Annotated in this window: 13 protein-coding genes; 8 read left to right on the top strand and 5 right to left on the bottom strand. The window is 67.5% G+C overall.

Features of this window, described 5'->3' with window-relative positions; translation table 11 throughout:
- Positions 1-430 precede the first annotated feature (430 nt).
- Positions 431-2,224 carry a copper-translocating P-type ATPase gene (locus ACFPFQ_RS07435; RefSeq protein WP_379616145.1) on the top strand — a complete coding sequence of 598 codons (1,794 nt, stop codon included), beginning with the start codon at positions 431-433 and terminating at the stop codon, positions 2,222-2,224.
- Positions 2,225-2,439: 215 nt separating this feature from the next.
- On the opposite strand, the gene ACFPFQ_RS07430 is transcribed toward ACFPFQ_RS07435, so the two are convergent.
- Complete coding sequence (locus ACFPFQ_RS07430) at positions 2,440-3,393, bottom strand: glycosyltransferase family 2 protein (RefSeq protein ID WP_379616142.1); 954 nt, start codon at positions 3,391-3,393, stop codon at positions 2,440-2,442.
- A gap of 159 nt (positions 3,394-3,552) precedes the next feature.
- Between ACFPFQ_RS07430 and ACFPFQ_RS07425 the strand changes: the two genes are divergently transcribed.
- The gene (locus tag ACFPFQ_RS07425; protein WP_379616140.1) at positions 3,553-4,440 is read left to right on the top strand and encodes an ATP-grasp fold amidoligase family protein; all 888 of its coding nucleotides are present in this window, start codon (positions 3,553-3,555) and stop codon (positions 4,438-4,440) included.
- A gap of 58 nt (positions 4,441-4,498) precedes the next feature.
- Here ACFPFQ_RS07425 and ACFPFQ_RS07420 read toward each other — a convergent pair whose 3' ends face one another.
- Positions 4,499-5,767, bottom strand: a complete 1,269-nt coding sequence (locus ACFPFQ_RS07420) for a lipopolysaccharide biosynthesis protein (RefSeq protein WP_379616138.1) — start codon at positions 5,765-5,767, stop codon at positions 4,499-4,501.
- Between the two features lie 199 nt (positions 5,768-5,966).
- Between ACFPFQ_RS07420 and ACFPFQ_RS07415 the strand changes: the two genes are divergently transcribed.
- Together ACFPFQ_RS07415 and ACFPFQ_RS07410 are read left to right on the top strand one after the other, a co-directional pair.
- On the top strand, positions 5,967-7,169 hold the full coding sequence (locus tag ACFPFQ_RS07415) for an FAD-dependent monooxygenase (RefSeq protein WP_379616137.1): 1,203 nt from the start codon (positions 5,967-5,969) through the stop codon (positions 7,167-7,169).
- 186 nt (positions 7,170-7,355) lie between these two features.
- Positions 7,356-8,663 carry a UDP-glucose dehydrogenase family protein gene (locus ACFPFQ_RS07410; RefSeq protein ID WP_379616136.1) on the top strand — a complete coding sequence of 436 codons (1,308 nt, stop codon included), beginning with the start codon at positions 7,356-7,358 and terminating at the stop codon, positions 8,661-8,663.
- 351 nt (positions 8,664-9,014) lie between these two features.
- Here ACFPFQ_RS07410 and ACFPFQ_RS07405 read toward each other — a convergent pair whose 3' ends face one another.
- The gene (locus tag ACFPFQ_RS07405) at positions 9,015-10,505 is read right to left on the bottom strand and encodes an ATP-binding protein (RefSeq protein WP_379616135.1); all 1,491 of its coding nucleotides are present in this window, start codon (positions 10,503-10,505) and stop codon (positions 9,015-9,017) included.
- A gap of 720 nt (positions 10,506-11,225) precedes the next feature.
- Here ACFPFQ_RS07405 and ACFPFQ_RS07400 point away from each other — a divergent pair.
- From ACFPFQ_RS07400 to ligD, 3 genes are all read left to right on the top strand, one after another.
- Complete coding sequence (locus ACFPFQ_RS07400) at positions 11,226-12,041, top strand: DUF5710 domain-containing protein (RefSeq protein ID WP_379616144.1); 816 nt, start codon at positions 11,226-11,228, stop codon at positions 12,039-12,041.
- A gap of 66 nt (positions 12,042-12,107) precedes the next feature.
- The gene (locus ACFPFQ_RS07395; protein ID WP_379616133.1) at positions 12,108-12,254 is read left to right on the top strand and encodes a hypothetical protein; all 147 of its coding nucleotides are present in this window, start codon (positions 12,108-12,110) and stop codon (positions 12,252-12,254) included.
- A gap of 115 nt (positions 12,255-12,369) precedes the next feature.
- A complete protein-coding gene (gene ligD, locus ACFPFQ_RS07390) occupies positions 12,370-13,383 on the top strand; it encodes a non-homologous end-joining DNA ligase (protein ID WP_379616131.1) in 1,014 nt (337 codons plus the stop codon).
- Positions 13,384-13,429: 46 nt separating this feature from the next.
- Here ligD and ACFPFQ_RS07385 read toward each other — a convergent pair whose 3' ends face one another.
- Positions 13,430-14,326, bottom strand: a complete 897-nt coding sequence (locus tag ACFPFQ_RS07385; protein WP_379616129.1) for a hypothetical protein — start codon at positions 14,324-14,326, stop codon at positions 13,430-13,432.
- Positions 14,327-14,437: 111 nt separating this feature from the next.
- A complete protein-coding gene (locus ACFPFQ_RS07380; protein ID WP_379616127.1) occupies positions 14,438-14,713 on the bottom strand; it encodes a hypothetical protein in 276 nt (91 codons plus the stop codon).
- A 242-nt stretch (positions 14,714-14,955) separates the two neighbouring features.
- On the opposite strand from ACFPFQ_RS07380, the gene ACFPFQ_RS07375 reads away from it, so the two are divergent.
- Positions 14,956-15,279, top strand: a complete 324-nt coding sequence (locus ACFPFQ_RS07375; RefSeq protein ID WP_379616125.1) for an NUDIX domain-containing protein — start codon at positions 14,956-14,958, stop codon at positions 15,277-15,279.
- Positions 15,280-15,324: the final 45 nt, after the last annotated feature.

The raw sequence follows: 15,324 nt of genomic DNA, 5'->3' as shown, positions 1-15,324 counted from the left end.
TCGAGGGTGGGGCCACCTCAAGCCATCACTCGGGCTCCAAGTGGGGCCAACTCAGGCTGGCACACTCAACATCGCACACACCAGCCAAGACGCCCGCTCCGGCCGCGGCGTAGCACCGGCCGCAGGGCATGAGCCCGCTCCGGCGGGGTCGCCGCACGAGATGATGGGCCACGGCGGGCACAGCTCGATGTCGATGGCCGCGATGGTCGCCGACATGCGCAACCGGTTCCTGCTTGCCGCACTGGTGTCGGTGCCGGTGCTGTTGTGGTCCCCGATCGGGCGTGAGGTGTTCGGGTTCACCGTGGCGGCGCCGTTCGGTTTGCGCGACGATGTGTTCTCGCTGCTGCTGAGCTTGCCGGTGATCTTCTACTCGGCGTGGATCTTCTTCGACGGCGCGGTACGCGCGTTGCGGGCCCGGACCCTGGACATGATGGTGCTGGTCGCGGTCGGGGTGGGTGCGGGCTGGGTGTACTCGCTGGTGATCACCCTGACCGGCGGTGGTGAGGTCTTCTACGAGGCCGCGACGGTGCTGACGGCGTTCGTGCTGCTCGGGCACTGGTTCGAGATGCGTGCCCGCGGGGGCGCCAACGACGCGGTCCGGGCGCTGCTGGAGCTCGCCCCGCCGCACGCGGTGGTGCTGCGCGACGGCGTCGAGGTCGAGATCCCCACCGCCGAAGTGGTCACCGGTGACCTGCTGCTGGTGCGTCCTGGTGCGAAGATCGCCGTGGATGGGGTGGTGCAGGACGGCGAGTCCGACATCGATGAGTCCATGGTCACCGGGGAGAGCCTGCCGGTGCACAAGACCCCGGGCAACGAGGTCATCGGCGCCACCATCAACACCGACGGCACCCTGCGGGTCCGCGCGACGAAGGTCGGCGCCGACAGCGCACTGGCCCAGATCGTCGCGCTGGTGCAGCAAGCGCAGAACTCCAAGGCCCCCGGACAACGGTTGGCTGATCGGGCCGCATTCTGGCTGGTCCTGGTCGCCCTCATCGGTGGCGGCGCCACGTTCGCGACGTGGGCGTTGTTTTCCGATAAGCCGCTGACCGCGGCGCTGCTGTTCGCGATCACTGTCGTGGTCGTGACCTGCCCCGACGCGCTCGGTCTCGCCACCCCTACCGCGATCATGGTCGGCACCGGGTTGGGGGCTCGGCGCGGGGTGTTGTTCAAGAACGCCACCGCGCTGGAAGCCTCGGCCGGTATCGACACCGTGGTGATGGACAAGACCGGAACCCTCACCAAGGGCGAACCAGAGGTCACCGACCTCGTCAGCGATGGCATGGGCGAAAGTGAGCTACTGCGGTTGACCGCGGCAGTGGAGCGGGAGTCCGAACACCCCCTCGCACGCGCGATCGTCGCACACGCCCAGGACCGCGAGGTCGAACGCCTGGAGGTCACCGGGTTCGAGAATGTGCCTGGTCACGGCGCGACCGCCACTGTCGACGGGCATCGGGTCGCGGTCGGTAACCACCACCTGATGGATCGCGAGGGCGTCGACCTCGGGAAGCTTGTAGACCGCCGCGACGACCTCGCTGCGACCGGGCGGACCACGGTGCTGGTTGCCGTGGACGGCCGCCCGGCCGGGTTGTTTGCGCTGGCGGATGCCCCCCGCCCGACCGCCGCGGCAGCGGTGAGCGTGTTGCAGGAGATGGGGGTGCAAGTCGTCATGCTCACCGGCGACAATCAGGCCACCGCTGCCCGAATCGCTGATCAACTCGGTATCGACACCGTGATCGCCGAGGTACTGCCTGGCGACAAGGCAGCCCAGATCACCCGGCTACAGCAGGACGGCCGACGGGTGGCCATGGTCGGTGACGGGGTCAACGACGCACCGGCGTTGGCTCAGGCTGATCTGGGGATCGCGATCGGTGCCGGGACCGACGTGGCGATTGAGACCGCGGATGTCGTGCTGATGCGGTCGGACCCGCTCGACGTGCCTACTGCCCTGCAGATCGGGCGAGGGACACGACGGAAGATGCGCCAGAACCTGGCCTGGGCAGTTGGCTACAACGCCATCGCCCTGCCGATCGCCGCCGGGGTGTTCGAGCCGACTTTTGGGCTGATCCTGCGACCCGAGATCGCCGCCCTCTCGATGTCCGGATCGAGTTTCCTCGTCGCCGTCAATGCACTGCTGCTCAAACGACTGCGGCTACCCCGGCCCGACGCCGAATCCGACACCACTCCCGCCACGCCGACCACCCGACCGGCCACCGCAACCCGCTAGTTTGCTTGGCCCGGTGGAGGTGCGCTGGCTCGCGGCACTGCTCCTACAGGGAAGGCGCGCTCACCCGACCCGACCGACCCGCCGGAACCGATGCCCGTCCGATCGGCACCGGCCGGACGCTTGACCCCAGGGCATGACACAGGGCTCCAGGCTGAGTTCCCCCGGACACGGCGCACCAGCGACGTGCACGACGCCGCGACCCGGACTTGGCCGGGCTAGCGCATCAGCGTGGCGGCGGCTTGCGATATCCCCTTGTAGATGCCGGTGCGGGCCGTGTCGCGCAGCGAGCGCAGCTTGGCCCGGCCGGTGGGTCCGGCCTTGTTCCAGGCGTAGAGGGACTGGCCCCAGCGATTGTTGGTGAACGCGGAATGGCCCGCCTTGCGGGCCTCCTCGGTCCAGCGGTCGCCGTAGTCGTCGTAGCCGTCGCGGTAGGCGAACACGGCGGGGCGCACGTAGGCGAGTCCGGGGTGCAGGCGGCGCATGGTGGGCGCGAACTCGCCGATGAGCTGGTCGAGCGTCGCGTACCGGGCGCACCGGTTGGAGCTGATGCTGCCGGTGCGCATGAGTCGCATGTCGACCAGATAGCGGCGGATGCCCGAGAACAGCGGGGTGGACGACCGGGTGGCGATGCGCAGCCACATGTCGAAGTCGACGCAGCTGGCCAGCTCGGGGTTAAAGAGGCCAGCCTCGTTGAAGCAGCTGCGGCGGATCAGCAGCGAGCTGCCGTTGTGGGTGGGGTTGTTGTCGACGAGCATGCGGTCCAGGTCGCACAGCCCGGTGGGCTGGAACCGCATGCCGACGACCTGGCCGCTCTCCAGCATCACCCGCGTGTGGCAGAACGTGGCCCCGACCCCGGCGGGGGCGATGCGCATCGCGTCGAGCTGGTGGCGCAGGAAATCCTTGTGCCAGCGGTCGTCACCGTCGATGAATGCGACGAACGGTGTTTTGGCCTCGGCCAGCGCAATATTGCGGGCTTGTCCGGAACCACCGTTGGGTGTGGAGATGAGCCGAATGCGCGGATCCTCGGCCGCTTTGGCTGCGACGATCTCATTGGTGTTGTCCGTGGAACCGTCGTCGACCACGATGTAGCTGAATCGTTGATCCGTTTGCTGCAGGACCGAGTCGATCGTCTCGCCGATCCACGGCGCAACATTGTGGGCGGGCGTCATCACAGTGACGACAGGCCCCGTGGACAGCACCCCTAAACCTTAGCAACTCGACATTCGGGCCGCCGTCTCACCCTGGGTCCGGCCCAGGAGTAGCCATCGACAATGTGACCGATTTGCGTGGTTCATCCTCACGACCGGGTCTGGTCTATCCTCGGCCGGGTGTTGCCATCTGCGCGCGTTGTACTGGCCCGACGGCTCCGTTTCCTGCCGGATCCGCTGTTCGCGGCGGTCCTGCACGCGATCTTCCAGGGTGAGATCTCGACCCTGCGGCACCCGCGCACGTGGTCGCAGCTGCTGGCCGCGAAGAATCTTCAGGACCCGGATGAAGTGGTGCACACCACGACGGATAAGTATGCCGTTCGTGCCTATGTCGCGGATCGTATCGGTGACAAGTACCTGATCCCGTTGCTTCAGGTCGTCGATCGCGCCGACGACCTCGACTTCGACGCACTCACCCGGCCGTGTGTGATCAAGGGAACACATGGCTGCGACATGACGCTGCTGATCCGCGATGTGCAGTCCATGCAGCGCTGGAAGGTGCGGGCAACCGTCCGGAAATGGTTGGACACCGACTTCTACGAGGCGGGCTGGCGAGAGCGCCCCTATCGTGGACTGCCGCGCCGAGCGGTCGTCGAGGAATTCATCGGCGACGGCGTCACCGCACCCACGGATTACAAATTCTTCATGTTCCACGGCCGCCCAGCGATGGTGGTGGTCGACCAGGACCGCTTTACCGCCCACACGTCCACGATGCTGAGCGTGGACTGGAAGCCGTTCAAGATCACCGGCCGGTTCGCGGGCGCCGCCACGCTCCCCGAGCAGCCAGCCGACTACGCCGAGATGCTTGCAGTCGCCCAGAAGTTGAGCAGCGAGTTCGAGTTCGTCCGCATCGACCTCTACAACGTCGACGGCCGCATCTACTTCGGCGAGATCACCCACAACCCCGGCGGCGGGATGGTGCGCTTGCAGCCCCGCGACTTTGATCTGGCGTTGGGCGACCTGTGGCGCAACGGCACCCCCGTACCGGCCCGGTTCGTCGACGAGTAGCCCTGCGGCGAGCGTGCAGGCTGTGTGGGTCCCTCAGCGCAGTTGATCTCGCATTTCCTCATGAGTGAACCCGCCGACCAGGCCACAACCACCGCACCACCGACCCCCCCAGCACCAGGGCCAAGGCGACCTCGACCACCAGCACCACCCACCCCACCGCCACCAATCCCACCGACCCGGCCAACGCGATCGTCCCCCCGATCAACGCCGCAGCCTGCACGAACTGCAGCACGGCGAGCGCGCTGGTGCGGTTCTCCAACCGCGCCTTCGTCACGTACATGGAGACGACGACCCGGGGGAACGTCGAGACCATGAGCAGTTGCAGCAGCAGCGTGGAGTTGTCCCGGTAGCGGGTGCCGAACAATTCCAGCAGCCACGGCGCGGCGAGCGCGATGGCCACCGCTGCGGGCAGCACCGTGGCGCAGATCCGCCGCAGGACCGCCAGGGCGTAGCGGTGGCCCTGGGACTCGTCGCGCGCACCCTCGGCGACCAGGGAGGACGTGATGGCCAGTTGTAGCAGGCTGGTGGCGGCGAACATCGTCTGCGCGGGCAGGAAGTAGGCACCGAGCGCCGCCCCGAACAGCTGGACGACGAGCACGGGCAGGAAGGTGGAGGCCAGCTGGTTGAACACCTGGCCGGTGTAGTCGCCTGCCATGTAGTGGGTGAGGACCCGGCGGGTCGGTGGGTTCTGGTCGACGGCCGTCTCGGCGCTGTGGCGGGGCAGGATCCGCCGGAAGATCAGCAGGTTGACGGGCACCAGCAGCGCGAACACCGGCAGCGTCCACGACGTGAATACACCGTGGTCCAGTGCGGTGTTCGCGACGATGACCAGCAGGACGAGCTTGACGATGCCGTACGCGCCGTTCTCCAGTGGGATCCACATCGCCGACCGCAGTCCGGTGAGCGCTGAGTCCTGCAGGTTGAAGACCGACCAGACCGCCGTGGACACCACGAACCAGAGCGCGAACCCCCAGGACGCGTGCAGCGGGTGCGACGCTGGGTAGGCGAGGTGGCAATACACCATCACGGCGGCCGAGCCGATCACCGCGAGTCCTGTCGAGGTGCCGTACGCGCTGCTCAGGAGCCGTTTCGACGTGGTGCCCGCCCGGGGTAGGAAGCGGATGAGCGCTTGGCCGAAGTTGAGCTGCGTGAGGGTGGAGATCAGCAGCATCAAGGAGACGAGTGCGTTGCCACGGCCGACCTCCTCGTCGCTGAAGGTATGGGCGGCGACGATCCAGTAGAGGAGGCCGAACAGCGAGTTGACCATCGTGTTGAGCATCAACGCGTAGGCGTTGCGATAGAGCGGGACGCTCAGTTCGCGGCGCATGCCTTTGACCCGCGCCCACAGTGCAACAACCACTTCTCGACGCCTTCCTGGACGTGCCGCGCACTCGGCGTTCTGCGATGCCGACCACGCCCTCCGGTCGTTCGCGCCGACCGTAGCCGTCCGAGACACGGCCTCACCCAGCCGGGTTCCTGCGGACCCGACTGTTACGTTCGTCGCGGCCGGAGGGGAGCGGTGGGCTGTGAAGATCGTGTGTGTTGGCGGCGGACCAGCGGGTTTGTACTTCGCCATCCTCGCGAAGCTGGGCAACAGCCGTCATGACGTCACCGTGGTCGAGCGCAACCCGCGGGGCGCCACGTACGGCTGGAGCGTCACGTTCGCCGAGAACTTCCTCGACGACCTCTACCGCAACGACCCGGTCAGCGCCGCCGCGGTGCGCAGCGAGGCGATGCTGTGGGGCCGGCAGGTGGTGCTGGTGGGTGCGCAGCAGCCGGTGCATCTCGGCGGCAAGTACGGCTACAGCATCAACCGCACTCGGATGCTCGATCTGCTGACGGCCCGGGCCGAGCAGCTGGGCGTCGACGTGCGGTTCGACACGATGGTCGGCGACGCCGAGGAGTCCGCCGCCGAGCTGGGCGCCGATGCCGTCGTCGCCGCAGACGGTGCCGGCAGCCTGGTGCGGATGCGCCACGCCGAGCACTTCGGCACCACGATCGACCCCGGCCGCAACCCGTACGTCTGGCTGGGCACCCCCCGGTCGTTCGATGCGTTCACCTTCGCCTTCGAGCACACCCCGGCCGGGCTCGTCTGGTTCTACGCCTACCCGTCGTCCGACGACGCGAGCACGTGCATCGTGGAGTGCAGCCCCGAGACCTGGACGGGTTTGGGGCTCGACGAGCTCGCGCCGGCCGCCGGGATCGAGCTCATGGCCGAGATCTTCGCGAGGCCGCTGGCCGGGGCCGGGCTGCTGGCACCGGCGGCCGGGCTGGGAGACGCGCCGTGGGGCCGGTTCCGCGAGGTCCGCAACCGCACGTGGCGTCGCGGCAACCTGGTGCTCATGGGCGACGCCGCGCACACCACCCACTTCGGGGTGGGCGCCGGCACGGTGCTGGCCGTGGAGGACGCGATCGCGCTCGCCGAGGTCCTGCCCGCCCGCGTCGACGACCTGCCCGCCGCTCTCACCGCGTACGACACGGGCCGCCGCGCAACGCTCGGCCCCGTGCAGGATATGGCCCGGCGCAGCATGCAGTTCTTCGAGCGCCTCGACATCGGCCAGGGGGATGATCCGGTGCGCTTCGCCTATTCACTGCTGGATCGCCGCGGTGACCAGCCGGCCTGGCAGTACCAGCTCCACCGTGCCACCCAGATCAACAGTGTGCGCGAGCTGCGCCGACAGATCACGTCGGCCCGCCGCATGGTCCGTACTGCCCGCCGCCGGCCCTGATCTTCGGGCCTGGTGACCCGTTCGGGATCACAGTGTGGTGCGTGCATCCGCCGCCGTCTGGCCCTCTCGGTGCCGCGTATCGTCCGCCACCGAGTGACCGCCGGCCGCTCATCGAGCGCGGACCCGCTGGCCGGGAAACAACCTCCGGCGGGGGTGTGCTGCCACCGCACAGAAGGGGAGTGGGTCATGTTCGCCCGTCGTATTGCCGTGGTCGGTACCGGTTATGTGGGGTTGACGACGGGGGCGTGCCTGGCGTCGCTGGGGCATCGGGTGGTGTGTGCCGATATCGATGTCGCGAAGGTGGAGCGGTTGCGGCGGGGTGTTGTGGACATCCTGGAGCCGGGCTTGCCGGAGTTGGTGGTGGAGGGGCTGGCCGCGGGGCGGTTGGAGTTCGTGGTGGGGGCGCGCGAGGCGGTCGTGCGGCCGGAGGAGGAGTTGCCGGTCGAGGTGGTCTTCCTGTGTGTGCCGACACCGATGGGTGCCGGTGGGGCGGCGGATCTCTCGGCGGTACGGGCGGTGTCTGCGGAGGTGGCGCAGTTGTTGCCGTCGGGGTGTGTGGTGGTGAACAAGTCGACGGTGCCGGTGGGCACGGCGGAGGCGACGGCGAAGCTGCTGAATCGTCGTGATGTGGCGGTGGTGAGCAATCCGGAGTTCCTGCGGGAGGGTTCGGCGGTGCGGGATTTCCTGCATCCGGACCGGATCGTGGTGGGGTGCGACGCGCAGGACGCGGCGGAGCGGGTGGCGGCGTTGTACGCGAAGTTGGGGGCGCCGGTGGTGCTGACGGATGCGGCGAGCGCGGAGATGGTGAAGTACGCCGCGAACTGCTTCCTGGCGATGAAGCTGTCCTACGTGAACGCGGTGGCGGAGTTGTGTGACGTGCTGGGTGCCGACGTGGGGGCGGTCACCGAGGGCATGGGCTACGACCGGCGGATCGGCCAAGCCTTCTTGGAGCCGGGTCCGGGATGGGGCGGGTCGTGTCTGCCCAAGGACACCGAGGCGATGGTCGCGGTGGCGGCGGCGGCCGGGCGGGAGTTGCTGATCGTGTCGGCCTCGATCGCGACGAACGAGCGGCAGCGGGCGTTGATGGTGGCCAAGATCCGGGACGCCGTGGGGGGTTCACTCGCGGGCCTGCGGATCGGGTTGCTGGGTCTGACGTTCAAGGCGGGGACCGATGATCTGCGGGATTCGCCCGCGCTGGCGGTGGCGGCGCTGCTGCGTGGCGAGGGCGCGGAGTTGACCGCGTTCGATCCGGGGTGCCCGGTGCCGGTGGCGGGGGTCACGGATGCGGTGACCGTGGTGGGTGAGCCGTTGTTGGTGGCGAAGGACGCTGCGGCGCTGGTGGTGTTGACGGAGTGGCCGCAGTTCCGGTCGTTGGACTGGGCCGCGATGGGGGCAGCGATGGCGATCCGGATCGTGGTCGACACCCGCAATCTGCTGGATCCGGACGTGCTGCGCCGGGCCGGGCTGTCCTGGGTCGGCGTCGGGCGACGGTAGATCGGCGGGCCTCCTACTAGCCCTCTGGCCCCGGAGACAATCTGATCGCTCCGCCTAGCCATCCAGCGGTGCTGCCCTACCAGCCGTGCCAGCACGCAGCCTGTGACCGGACCGGCGCCAGCGTCCGTGACAACAGGCCCTGACTCGCACGCAGTGGGGCAGAGTCGACCGGAGCACACGTTCTAACTGGCAGGCCCTGAGTGAACCTGACCTGTATCCGCTCAGAGGCCGCACGCTGGTCAGGGACGCCGATGCCCTACGCCATCAAGACCAGTAGTTCCGCGTTCTCGCAGGTCAGAGGACTGACTGTGACCTGCATCACTCCCGAGAGGCTCGTCTGTCAAAAGCCCATCAAATGGATGTGCGCTCGTCCCCTGCTGCCCAGAACGGCTCGTAGCGCATCTGGCTCCGGGCGGCGGTAGGGTCGTACGGCGTGATCAGGCCAGCCTCAACAGTGTCGTTCAGGAGTCTGGACGCTGTCGCGCTGTTTTTCTGCTCAATCTTGAAGCGATCACGTACTGACGTATTGGTTGTGTGCTCTCTCGTCACGTGGCGTAGGCAAGAATGCAAGTAGACGGCCCGGATCTTCTCGGCCTTGTCCATGTCTTTTAGTGGGCGCGGACCTAGCAGAACAACGCGTGTATGCGGCTCTGGAATTTCAATTAATGGCGCCGGGAGTTGGTAGAGCTCAATCTCTGATGCAACTTTATCCCATCCACTTCCGCGTTCCTCGCAGACACCGATCCTCCGCATGTGAGAGGCTACGGCCTCGTTTCTGGAGCGTGGAGGTGCGTCCACGAATCGCAGGGGCTCCACAAGTGGAGTTCCGGGACTGGTGATCTCGATGCGATCGTCGAAGATCTCAATCATTGGGCCAGTGCCCCGCTCGGTAAGATCCTGGTGGATCAGCGCATTTGCGACAAGCTCACGTACTGCAAGATCCGGATACAAGGGAACTGAAGTGCGGAGTGCTTGACCGATGACCTCATTCTGCGGGAGCAAATTTTGAATATAGTCAATTATACCCTCGAACCCGGAGGCGTATCCGCGAACTCCGACCTGTTCACGTACGGTGCTCACCCTGTTCTTGCCCCGATATTGAACCACTCGCACTGCTTTCCGCGACAGCGTTGGGAAGCTGGAGAGGGTCTTGGCCCACAGGATGGCCCCAAGGTTTGTAACGTCCCACTCCCCGGTCGGCCCCTTCTGGATCAGCTTGTCCGCAGCCAAGCTGGCCAGAATTCCGGTTCGATTCTGGGGGAGTTTGCGGTCCATATGATCGAAGTACGACGCGTAGTCGATCAGATCGAGGACGGTATCGTCATCTGCTTGGCCGTAAGCGATTCCATCCTCGAAGGTGGTGCGGTCGAGTACTCTCCAAAGCCGGCGTGCGTGGTCTGAGTGATCCTTGAGTGGCTTCTTGTAGGAGTCAACGCGGATGTATTCAACACCCTCAAATCGAATTGTTGCATTCAGTGCTGGAGCAACTTGAAGTAGAACGATTCGCTTGCCGCTAACTTGAAAGATGTTAAAAGAGAATTCGACGTGTGGGTCCGTGAGTCGCAGTAGCCATGCCTGAAGTCGTTCGTTCCCGACCTTTTCGGTTTCGGGGTCGAACGTTGTCCCGATTATCGAGTGATTGGAATCATGTACGCCCCAAGCGAGGTATCCGGCGGGTTGCTGGTGGAGAGCGGCAGAATTCGCCAGCGCGGAGATGTACTGGCCGATTTTTCGAGGGTCCTTGTTGTTGCCCTTTAGCTCGATCCACTCGGTTTCCCGTGGAAACCCGATGATGGTGGTTAACAGCTTATTCAAGTACTCGTCACTGAAGGCGTTCGCCAAGGGGCTCTCCCAGTCTTCAGTGGTAGTGTCTTAGCCGCTACCGGGGGTAACATGCAAGATGCGGACTCTCGCGTCGCCTGCGCGCGTCAGGTATCCCATTCGTGAATGAGGTCGTCGCGAATTAAGGTTCAGCGACCCGCCGTCCACATGCTGTCGGTTGCGTCAGGCGCTCATCCTACCTGCGGATGCGACGCCTCTTGACGGCAGTACTTGCACCGGACGGGCCCATCGAAAGGATGCGAGCGCTCGGGGCGCTGCCCCGAACCCCGGCCCTCACTCCAATGGTGCCGGCCAACCCGTAGCTGTCCGGATGGCGTGGTGGGTGGGGTGTGGGTGGTGGGTCGTGTCTCCACCGTCGATTGGTCGCCCTGAAGGGATGCCACACCGCCAGCAGGGGCCGCAAGGCAAAGATGCGCCCCAGGCAGTGGGCACGAGGCCAACCGCACGCCTCGCGCGCACCACCCGCGACGCGCCTTGCGGCCCCTGCTGGCGGCGCGGCGTTGCTACGCACGCCCGATCGACGATGGAGCCACTCAGCCCGGAGACCGTCGCGCGGCGGATGCGCTCGTTCCGGTCCGCGGTGTCGGTGGCGGATGCGACTCTGACCTGGGGATGTGACATCGAGCGATCGGGGCAGCACTCATGGTCGAGCACCCAGCACCAGCGAATCCGCGACCGGGCTCGACGCCGTCACGGTCGGGCGAGGGGGTCTGGTTGGACGTGCCGTACGCGGACAAGGACGCGGCGAAGTCGTTCGGTGCGCGGTGGGATCCGCAGGTCAAACGCTGGTACGACCCCCGCCCACCCACGGCCGGCCTGCAGCGCTGGGCGGCGTTGGCGGAGGTGTCGGATCTGTTGCCGGGGGAGGACCGCTCGTTCGGGTCGGGTCTGTTCGTCGACATGGTCCCGTCGTCGTGTTGGTTCACCAACGTCCGGACGTGTGTCTCGCAGCAGGACTGGGAACGCCTGCGCCGCATGATCACTAGCCGGGCCAACCAGAGGTGCGAGATCTGCGGGGCCACCGAGGACCGCAGCATGAAGAGGTGGTTGGAGGCGCACGAGCGGTGGGCCTACGACGAACACGCCGGCGTGCAGGCGTTGCGCCGCCTGATCTGTCTGTGTTCGTCGTGTCACCTGGTCACGCACTTCGGCTACGCCAACGTCTCCGGTCGCACCGACGAGGCGTTCACGCACCTGCGCGCGGTCACCGGGATGACCGCGGTCGACGCGGAGCGCCACGTCGACGCCGCCGGCCAGGTCTGGATCGCCCGTTCGGCGCGGGTGTGGTCGTTGGACCTGAGCATGCTAACCGACGCCGGGGTCACCCTCGCCCGCCCTGAGGCAGCCGGCCAACGACCGGCGGCGGCGCAACGGGCACTCGGCGAGGCCCGAGGCGCTACGCAGGTGTCGGCTCCAGAGTCCGTTGCGGGGGCCCAGGCGCAGCGCACACCGGAACCGACGGTGACCCGCGATGTCGAAACCGGCCAGGGGCAGCCGCGCGGGTCGTGGTGGCAGCGCCTGACCAGTGGGCGATAGACGCGCCGTCCGCGTGCTGGCGCTGGGTGCTGGTTTCGGCGGGCGTCGCGGAGCACGATGTGCGGCGTGGACGGGCCGGAGCGGGAGTGGCGGGCGGGCGAGCGCCTGGTCGTGACGCTCCCGGATGGCCAGCGGGTGTGGGTCCGGGTCGTCGAGGTGGCCGAGGACGGCAAGCTGCAGGTCGTTCCGGAGTCCGCCGTCACCATCCCCTGACAGCGCCCAGCCGGCTGGACGGAGTTCTTGCCACGGCACCGAACCGTTCCCCGTCTGGTTGATGCCAGCGCTGGAGGGCTGGAGGAATCGGTGTCTGGAGTGGACACTCCCAGGTATGGTCGACCGGGCGCGGGCGCGGGCTGGACCAGTGGGAACGGGTGGGCTGATCCGGCCGATGCTCGCCGCCGCCGGCCCGGTCCCGACGGGTCCGGGGTGGGCGTTCGAGATCAAATTCGATGGTGTCCGTGCCATCAGCTACACCGCCCCTGTCGGCACGAGGCTCTACAGCCGCAACGACCGTGACGTGTCGCGGTCCTACCCCGAGGTCGCCGGCCTGGACCTACTCGACGGCCTGGTCCTCGACGGCGAGCTCGTGGCGTTGGATGAGCGGGGCCGTCCGGATTTCGGGTTGTTGCAGCACCGTATGCACGTCGCCAAGCCCTCACCGGAGCTGATCGCCCGGGTCCCGGTCCAGTACGTGGTGTTCGACCTGTTGGCGTTCGACGGCCGGCCGCTACTCGAGCTGCCCTATGGCGACCGGCGCCGGCTCTTGACCGAATTGCAGCTGGAGCGGCCGGGGGTGACGGTCCCGGCGAACTTCACCGACACCCCAGGGGCGCTGGTGATGGCTGCTGCCCAGCAGCAAGGCTTGGAAGGTGTGGTGGCCAAACGGTTGTCGTCGCCCTATCGGGCGGGGCGTCGGTCCCGGTCCTGGGTCAAGACACCGATCCGGCACACCACTGAGGTCATCATCGCCGGGTGGGCGCCCAGCAGCGGCAACGCCAACGTCGTGGGCGCACTCCTGCTCGCAGCACACGACGCAGACGGGCTGCTGGTGTATGTCGGGGATGTCGGGACCGGGTTCACCGACGCCACCCGCCGCCAACTCCTGGAGCTTCTGGGGCCGTTGCACCGTGACACCCGACCGTTCCCGGGCGCGTTCAGTCGAGCTCGGGGCTGGCCGGGGCGGGCCCCGAGTCGTGGTCAGGTGCACTGGGTGGAACCGGAGTTGGTCGGCGAGCTGGAGTACCGGGCGTTCACCGTGGACGCCACGTTCCGGCATCCCTCGTGGCGCGGTCTACGACCGGACCGCGACCCCGCCGACATCGGGCTACCGCCGCCGGGATGAGGCCGAGTGCACCGGTCCGGCCGATCACGCACGGAGGAGGCTGGGTTCAGCAGGGTTGGTAGTCGGTGATCTGCCACGCCACCCGATACGCCGGAGTGACCCGTAGCCGGCCGGGCGCCGGCCCGTAGTGGGGCACGGGGGCGCGGGTGCCGGTGAAGAACGGCAGCGAGGTGTCCTGCCACCGCACCCCGCACGTGTCGACGACAACGGTCCCGTCGGGTTGTGGGGTGATGGTGAGGGAGTCGGTTTCGATGCGGTCGTAGCGCTCGGGCTCGGTGACGGTCGCGCCGAGGGTGCGCAATGCGGTGGTGCAGTCGGTGGTGTGCCAGGCGTCGAGGAAGGCGCGCAGGCCGTGATCGTCGAACAGGAGGGTGCAGTTCCCGGTGGACTCGGTGAGTGCGACCGCGACGCGGCGCATCAGGTCTTTGGGGACGCGGTCGGGAGTGTGGGGCAGCATCTGTCCGCGGCCTACGTCCCCGGCCGCCTGATATTCGGCGTCCTTTCGGGCGGCGGCGCTGAGGTGATCGACCGTCAACCCGACCCCGCCCAGGATGCCCAGCAGGGCTGCGACGGCCAGGGCGACGCTGCAGGTCCGGCGGCGTTGGGTGAGGGCCACCGCGATCCCGGCGAGTCCCACGGTGAGGGCCACGGCACTCCAACTGGACTGCAGCAACAACACGACCAGACCGGCCAGCAAGGCAACGATGATCGAGTGCTCCCGAAGCCGGCGCGGCAGGAACAGGGCGCCGAGGAGCCGGATGATGACAGCAGCGGCGACCGCGATGGCGAGTATGAGCCCGGGGCAGCCCGCCAAGGCCCACAGCAGCACGCCGGCCCCGACCGCGATACCGGCGAGCAGTCCGGGCCGAACTGGACGCAGGTCCCAGCCGTGGCGGGGTCCCGGTGGCGGTGGTGGGTCAGGTGGCGGAGGCGAGGGGAACACGTTCACGACGCTGACAGGCTCGGTGCAGGCTGTGGGCGTATTCCGTGACAGGCGTTCGCATCTGTTGACGAACCGGGGCTGGCTCGAGTGTCGGCGGCCGAGGGTGGGGGGTCAGGTGCCGGTGGAGCGCCGCCGCCCGGTGGCGCGGTCGACCGCGTCGACGACGGCGAACACCTCTTGGGCCATCAGCAGGGAGATGTTGGTGTAGTTCAGCGCGCAGGCCTCGACCAGTCCGGCGAGGGCGAGGCTGACATCGCCGCGGTGGGCGTCGATGTGCCCGTCGTGCTTGGCGACTTGGCGCAGCACATCGGCAGCGATTTTGATCTCCGTGCTGGCGGCGCGGGCGTCGGCGGCGAGGTGCTCGGCGCGGGTGTAGGGCGAGGTCATGAGGCGCCTCCAGGATGACGCTGCGGGCCGGGGTGTGGTCGGTCTGCGTGGACCCTTCCCCGGTCCACGCAGACCGCGATCCGACGCTACATCGATCATCGAACATTTGTTCTAACGCGATGTGGGGAGTGCCTGAGTCCACCCGATCGGAACATTGGTGAGTGGGCTGGCGGGCAGGGACACGCGCAGGAGTTCGCCCAATCGCCCCACGGGAGTGTGGTGGCAGTCCTACCGTGGCAGGTGTGGAGGAGCCGACCACGCCCGCGGCAACCGGAACACCGCGCCGGCACACGATGCCCCGACGCGCCATGCAGCCGGGCACGCATGACGACCCATCGTCGCAGGTTGTTGTCGTCGTTGCTGTGATCACCTGCGACCTGGGCGTCCTGCTCGGTCGGCGTCGCGACCAACATCTCGCCTGGACCTTCCCCGGCGGAAAGATCAAGCCAGGAGAGTCGCCGGCCGATGCTGTGGTTCGCGAAGTCCGCGAGGAGACCGGGATCAGGGTGACGGTGCACGGCGAGCTCGGCCGCCGTGTCCACCTGTCGCCGACTCGTGAAGGCTGACCCCCTGACGGCGCCGGAAAACTGACCCCTCTGAACGCTCGAGGG

The sequence above is a fragment of the Pseudonocardia sp. GCM10023141 genome (assembly GCF_042653605.1).
Note: the sequence above shows the minus strand (reverse complement) of the source record. Positions and strands in the feature narration are given on the sequence as shown.

Bases quoted from the DNA above. Each gene is read 5' to 3' on its own strand.
- ACFPFQ_RS07430 (WP_379616142.1), bottom strand. From the start codon at position 3,393: ATGACGCCCGCCCACAATGTTGCGCCGTGGATCGGCGAGACGATCGAC.
- ACFPFQ_RS07380 (WP_379616127.1), bottom strand. From the start codon at position 14,713: ATGACCTCGCCCTACACCCGCGCCGAGCACCTCGCCGCCGACGCCCGC.
- ACFPFQ_RS07435 (WP_379616145.1), top strand. From the start codon at position 431: ATGGTGCTGGTCGCGGTCGGGGTGGGTGCGGGCTGGGTGTACTCGCTG.
- ACFPFQ_RS07410 (WP_379616136.1), top strand. From the start codon at position 7,356: ATGTTCGCCCGTCGTATTGCCGTGGTCGGTACCGGTTATGTGGGGTTG.
- ACFPFQ_RS07420 (WP_379616138.1), bottom strand. From the start codon at position 5,767: ATGCGCCGCGAACTGAGCGTCCCGCTCTATCGCAACGCCTACGCGTTG.
- ligD (WP_379616131.1), top strand. From the start codon at position 12,370: ATGGTCGACCGGGCGCGGGCGCGGGCTGGACCAGTGGGAACGGGTGGG.